Consider the following 6,227-nt stretch of genomic DNA (forward strand, 5'->3'; position numbering starts at 1 on the left):
GCGGCGCCCCTCAGTGCTCCGCGCTGACCATGCGTTCGGTCAGGTCGACGACGCGCGCCAGTTCGTCCAGCGAGGTGCTGCCTTCCAGCACGCGGCGCAGGCCGTCCTCGGCCAGCGTGCGGAAGCCCTTGGCGCGGGCGGCGTTGCGCACTTCGCGGTAGGTGGCGCGGCGGGCAATCAGTTCGTCGATGTCCGCGTCCATGCGCATCAGTTCCATGACCGCCATGCGTCCGCGGTAGCCCTGGAAGTCGCACCGCGTGCAGCCCACCGGGTCGTAGAGCGTCGTGACCGGCCGCTCGGTGCTGACGCCCAGCAGGCGCAACTCGTAGGGTTCCGGCGGGCGACCGCGTCGGCAGTGCGGGCACAGCTTGCGCACCAGGCGCTGCGCCACCACGCCGATGATGTTGCCGGCCATGATGTCCGGCAGGATGCCGATGTCCTGCAGCCGCGGAATCGCGCCGATGGCGGAATTGGTGTGCAGCGTGGAGTACACCTGGTGGCCGGTCATGGCGGCGCGGAAAGCCATCTCGGCGGTTTCCGCATCACGGATTTCACCGACCAGGATGACGTCCGGGTCCTGCCGCATCATCGAGCGGATGCCGTTGGCGAAGTCCAGCTTGCTGGCTTCGGACACCGAGGTCTGGCGGATCATCGGCATCGGGTACTCGACCGGGTCTTCGAGGGTCATGATGTTGATGCCCTCCGCGTTGATGTGACCCAGGATCGAATACAGCGTGGTGGTCTTGCCGCTGCCGGTGGGGCCGGTGAACAGCACGATGCCTTCCGGTCGCGCAATCATCAGCTTCATGAGTTCGAGCTGGGTGTCGGTCAGTCCCAGCTTGTCCAGCGACACGATGCCCTTCTGGCGATCCAGCACGCGCAGCACCACGTTCTCGCCGTGGATGGTCGGCTGCGAGGACACCCGGAAGTCGATCTCGCGGCCGCGGATGTTCAGCGAGATGCGGCCGTCCTGCGGCGCGCGGCTCTCGGCGATGTTCATCCCCGCCACGACCTTCACCCGCACGGCCATGGCCGGCCAGTAGCTCTTGTGCAGGACGCGGATCTGTCGCAGCAGGCCGTCGATGCGGTAGCGCACGCGCAGGAAGCTGGCCTCGGGCTCGAAGTGGATGTCGGAGGCTTCGCGCTTCACCGCATCGGCCAGCAGGGCGTCGATCAGGCGCACCACCGGCTGGCTGTACTCGTCGCTGGACGCGGCCAGGGCGCGATAGTCGACTTCGCCGGTTTCGATCTCGGTGAGGATGCCGTCGATGGACAGCTCGAAGCCGTAGTACTGGTCGATGGCGCGGGCGAGGTCACTCTCGCCGGCGAGCAGGCTGTCGATCTCGGCATCTTCCGGCAGCAGGGCGCGCAAGCGGTCCAGCGCCACCACGTCGTCGACGTCGGCCAGCGCGACGGTCAGGCGCAGCTCCTCCTGCTCCCAGCGCAGCGGCAACAGGCGGTGGCGTTTGGCGACCTCCATCGGCACCAGGGCGAGCGCTTCCGGGTCGGCAATCGCATGGCCGAGGTCGACGCTCTGTTTGTCCAGCGATTGCGACAGCGCGTCGCGCAAGGTGGCTTCGGACAGGAAGCCCAGCTGCACCAGCAGCTTGCCGAGCGGCAGGTTGGTGTGGGCCTGCTCATGCAGCGCGATGCGCAGCTGGTCGTCGCTGATGAGGCCTTGCGAGATCAGCAGTTGGCCGAGGGGCTGGCGTGCGGAAGGCGCATTCATGGTGGGCTGCGGGCTACTGTGCAGCCGGCGTGCTCAGGGTCTGCAGGCGGGTTTGCAGGGCACGCGGATCGAAGCTGGCACTGCGTCCCGCGGCGGCTGCCAGGGCCCGCTGGTAGAACTGGCGGGCCAGCGGCAGCTGCTGCAACTGATCCAGGCTGATGGCCAGGTTGTAGAGGAAGTCGGGGTTGTCGACGTCCAGCGTATGGGCCTGGAAGAAGCTTTGCTGCGCCTCGCGCCAGCGCGCCTGGCGTGCCAGCAGGCTGCCCAGTGCGAAGTGCGCGGCGGCGGATTCCGGTTGCGCGGCGACCAGGCTGCGCAGGCGGCTTTCGGCGGCGGTGCTGTCGCCTTCGCCGTAAATGAGCGCGAGCTGTGCGCTGGCGTAGGCGTTGCGCGGATCCACGGACAGGCTCTGGCGGAGCATCCGCTCGGCTTCGTCCGGGCGGCCTGCGCGCAGGGCGAGCGTGGCGAGCGCATCGAGCACGTCGGTATTGCGCGGCTCTTGCCGCAGGGCTTCGCGGTACAGCGTCAGGGCCTGGTCGAAATGGCCGTCCTGGTAGGCCTGGTAGGCGCGCTGGCTGGTGCTCGCCTGTGGCGTTGCATTCGTTGCGCCGCCGCGCTTGAGCGCGATCACGGGCGCGTCACCGGTGTCGGCCTGCGTCGAGGCGGGTGCGGTTTGCGTGCCTGTGTTCTCGCGCGGCCGGTTGGTGAGTGTGCCGGAGGAAGGCGGGGCGGTTTGCGGCGCCGGCTCCACGGCGGGTGCGGGTGGTGCGAAGGCCGGTTCCACCGGCGGCGCGGGCAGTGCTACCTGCGTGCCGGATGGCGATGAGGACGCGAGCGCCGGCCCGAGTTGCATGCCACCGCGCGGCTGGATTGACCACCAGACATACGCGGCACCGAGTGCCAGCGCCAGCAGGCCGACGCCGGCAACGATCAATGGCAGGTGACGTCCGCCGGGTTCCTTGACGGCGAACACTTCGCGCGTGGCGGCGCGGCTGGCCGGGCTTGCCTGCGGCGCGCGGGCTGGAGTGGCGCGCGGAGCGGCAGGGGGATCGACCGGATCAAGCCCGGTGGGCTCGCCGACCGGTGCCGGCGCTGCGATCGGCGTGGCAAGGGGTTCGAGCCGCAGGCCGGGATCGCTGGCCTGTTGCGCCTGCCTGCGTTGCGCTTCGGCCTGCTTCAACGCGTCGATCAGCAGGCTCACGGTGTCTTGCCTCCGGCCCGGTCGGGCAGGGGCGGGATACGGTCCGGACCGACGAGATGCTCGAAGTAGTCACTGCGCGGGAGCGCGCCGCGCTGCGCCGCGTAGTCGCCCACCATGCTTGCGTCGCGCACGATGGTCGGGCGGATGAAGATTACCAGCTCGGTCTTGCGCTGGGTGTCGTTGCGGTTCTGGAACAGGCCGCCGATGAAGGACAGCGATGAGATGCCGGGCACCGCATCCGTCCTGTTGTCGAGCAGGTCTTCCATCAGGCCGCCCAGCACCGCGATGTTGCCGTTGCCGACGCGCATCACGGAATCCATCTCGCGGGCGCGGATGATCGGGATCGTATTGACGATGCCTTTGTCCTTGAGCACCGGATTCGGATCGACCGCCTGGCCGATGACCCGCGACAAGGTCGGGCGCACACCGAGCGTGATGTCGTCGTCGTCGCCGATCTGCGGCGTGATGTTCATGACCAGCCCGACCGGCACGGAATGCACGGTGGTGGTGTAGATGGTGCGCGCCTGGGCGTTCTGGTTGCCCTCGCGCTCGTCGACATCGATGGTGAAGTAGATGTTGTCATCCACCACCTTCAGGACGGCACTCTGGTTGTTCAGCACCGACAGCTTAGGGCTGGACAGCACCTTCACGTTGCCGAAGGACTCCAGCAGCTTGATGGCGCCGTCGAAGTTGCCGCCGCGCGAGGTGTAGCCGAGTTCGATGAACGAGGACGGCGGCGCACTCAAGGCGCCCGCGGCGCCCTGCACGATGCGCAGGCCGGTATCGAAGAGGTTCAGCGTGCTCCAGTTGATGCCCTGCTGGTAGTTCTGCGAAAGCTGCACCTCGGCGATGGTGGCTTCGATCAGCACCTGCCGGCGCGCGCGCGAAGACACCTTGTCGAGGAACTCCTGGATCTTCTCGTGCTGGCGCGAGGTGGCGCGTACCGACAGCACGCCGGTCTCGATGTTGGCGATCACGGAGGCCGCTTCGCGGAAGGTCACCGTGCGCACCGTCGTGCTTTCATTGGCACTGGAGCCCAGCATGGTCGCGGGCGAGGGGCTGTTGGGCGCGGCGTTCTGCCCGAGCGCGGCCGTGATGGCTGAGGTGGCCAGCGGGCTCAGCGACTGGCTGCTGGTCTGCTGGATGGTTGTCTCGCCCTTGCCTTCGGGGAAGATCTTGTCCGTTTCGCGCAGCAGATCCTTCATGTTCTGGACCAGGGATTCCCAGAAGCGGTTCTTCGACGAGTTGTCGATGCGCGACTGGGAGCTGTTGCCTGACGCGGTGGCCGTCTGCTGGTTGCCGCCACTGCCGCTGGAGGTGTTGGCCGAGCCGACCTGTGAGGCGATGGATACCGAGCTGCTGGCGTCCCGGTTCAGGTTGACGTAGTCCACCTTGTAGTTGCGCAGGTAGGGGGCGTCCGGCATCACCACCAGGTTCGGCCCGTCCAGCTCGAAACGCATGTCGGTCTGGCGCGCAATGCGGGTCAGCAGTTGCGGCAGGGTCTGGTCCAGCGCATTGAGGGTGATGGTGCCGCTGATGCCGGGGTGGATGTCGACATTGACCCGGGCGTCCCGGGCCAGCGCGAACAGAAGATCCTGCACCTTCACGTTGTTGACGACCACCGAGTAGGTTTCCGGCTTGGCTTGTGCGCGCGGCGGCGGCAGGCTCAGGCTGCGGGAAACAGGGGGAGGAATGTCGTTGGCCGCTGGCGCGGATTGCGCCGTCGGGGCCGCAATATGGTGCTGGACGGAAGGTTTGACGCTTGTCGGCGAACACGCCACGAGCAGGCTGGCGACAAGGCTGGGGGCTGCGAAACGAAGCAGGGACACGCGCTGACTTCCGTCTGGGCCAAGGAATGCGCCCGATATTAGCTCAAATCCCCAAAAGGCCGCGGCAGACCAAGGTTTCGGAAGATCGATGCTGCCCGATTGGGCGCGGCGGGCCGGGGTGCCGAGAACTGTTTGCACCGTCCGGAGTCGATTTGTACCATCGCCCGTCGGCCTGCGACGGTCCCTTGTTTCGCGGGCCATGTTCCGCCGACCATTGTTCCGACGTTCCAGGAAAGCCCCTTTCATGATCCTCCGTCTCCTTCCGCTAGCCGCGGCGCTGCTTGCTGCGAGCGCGCCCGTCATGGCAGCTGATACCGTACTCAATCTGTACACAGCCCGGCACTACCAGACCGACGAAGCGCTCTACAAGAACTTCGAGCGCGCCACCGGCATACGCATCAACCGGATCGAAGGGCAGGAAGACCAGCTCCTCGAACGCATCCGCAACGAAGGCGCCAACAGCCCGGCCGACGTGTTCATCACCGTGGATGCGTCCCGGCTGGCCAAGGCAGACGAAATGGGCATCTTCGCGCCAATCAGGTCGAAACTCCTCGAAGAGCGCATCCCCGCCAACCTCCGCACGGCGGACTGGTACTCCTACTCCACCCGCGCACGCGTCATCGTCTACAACAAGGCACTGGCCAAGCTCGAAGACCTCCAGACCTACGAGGATCTTGCCAAGCCAGCCTTGAAGGGCAAGGTCTGCATCCGTTCCGGCAGCCACCCCTACAACCTGTCGCTGGGCGCCGCGATGATTGCCCATAACGGGGAGGCAGCGACGGAAGCCTGGGCCAAAGGCCTGGTGGCGAATCTGGCGCGTCAGCCCAAGGGGGGCGACATCGACCAGCTCAAGGCCGTCGCCGCAGGTGAATGCGCGGTCGCGGTCAGCAATACCTACTATCTGGCTCGGCTCATGCGCTCGGACAAACCCGATGAGCGCAAGGCCGCGGAATCCCTCTCGATCGTCTGGCCCAACCAGAAAACCTGGGGAACCCACATCAATATCTCGGGCGGTGGCATGCTCAAGCACGCACCCCACAAGCAGGCTGCGGTGAGGTTCCTTGAATACCTGGCTTCCGACGAGGCGCAGATCTACTTCGCGGACGGCAACAACGAATGGCCCGCAGTGCCTACGGTCAAGGCCAGGAACCCGGCGCTCGAGGCACTGGGCGGCTTCAAGGCTGACAACCTGCAAGTCGGCCAGCTCGCAAAGACGGTCGTCCAGGCCCAGAAGATCTTCGACTGGGCGGGCTTCCGCTGATCACCGACCGACCGTTTTGTTGATTGTCGCGAAACAGGGGTTGACTCACCGTAATCCGTTGTCCATAATCTCGCCTCTCTGCTGCTGAGCAAGCGGGAGTCGCGAAAGCGGCACCGGGTTCGCAGTGGGGAGGAAGTTGGCGGTTAGCAAATTCAGCAGTAAAAAATAATTTGCGAAATTGCTTGACGATCTGAAAGGGGTGTGTAA

The 6,227-nt window shown here is 66.1% G+C and carries 4 protein-coding genes; 1 reads left to right on the forward strand and 3 read right to left on the reverse strand.

Translation table 11 applies throughout. The features are described 5' to 3' along the window. Positions 1-10 precede the first annotated feature (10 nt). From VVD47_RS19145 to mshL, 3 genes are read right to left on the reverse strand one after another with little or no spacing between them, the layout of a single operon-like run. Complete coding sequence (locus tag VVD47_RS19145) at positions 11-1,729, reverse strand: GspE/PulE family protein (RefSeq protein ID WP_327605119.1); 1,719 nt, start codon at positions 1,727-1,729, stop codon at positions 11-13. Between the two features lie 13 nt (positions 1,730-1,742). Further along, a complete protein-coding gene (locus tag VVD47_RS19150; protein WP_327605120.1) occupies positions 1,743-2,930 on the reverse strand; it encodes a tetratricopeptide repeat protein in 1,188 nt (395 codons plus the stop codon). Then, the gene (gene mshL, locus VVD47_RS19155) at positions 2,927-4,759 is read right to left on the reverse strand and encodes a pilus (MSHA type) biogenesis protein MshL (protein ID WP_327605121.1); all 1,833 of its coding nucleotides are present in this window, start codon (positions 4,757-4,759) and stop codon (positions 2,927-2,929) included. Before mshL ends, VVD47_RS19150 begins: the two co-directional genes overlap by 4 nt. 244 nt (positions 4,760-5,003) lie before the next feature. Here mshL and VVD47_RS19160 point away from each other — a divergent pair, with 244 nt between their 5' ends. Then, a complete protein-coding gene (locus VVD47_RS19160) occupies positions 5,004-6,020 on the forward strand; it encodes a Fe(3+) ABC transporter substrate-binding protein (RefSeq protein ID WP_327605122.1) in 1,017 nt (338 codons plus the stop codon). Positions 6,021-6,227 lie beyond the last annotated feature (207 nt).

The organism is Uliginosibacterium sp. H1 (assembly GCF_036017065.1).
Classification (GTDB): domain Bacteria; phylum Pseudomonadota; class Gammaproteobacteria; order Burkholderiales; family Rhodocyclaceae; genus Uliginosibacterium.

Excerpts from the sequence above, each read along its gene's own strand:
- VVD47_RS19145 (WP_327605119.1), bottom strand. The coding sequence starts at position 1,729 with ATGAATGCGCCTTCCGCACGCCAGCCCCTCGGCCAACTGCTGATCTCG.
- VVD47_RS19160 (WP_327605122.1), top strand. The coding sequence starts at position 5,004 with ATGATCCTCCGTCTCCTTCCGCTAGCCGCGGCGCTGCTTGCTGCGAGC.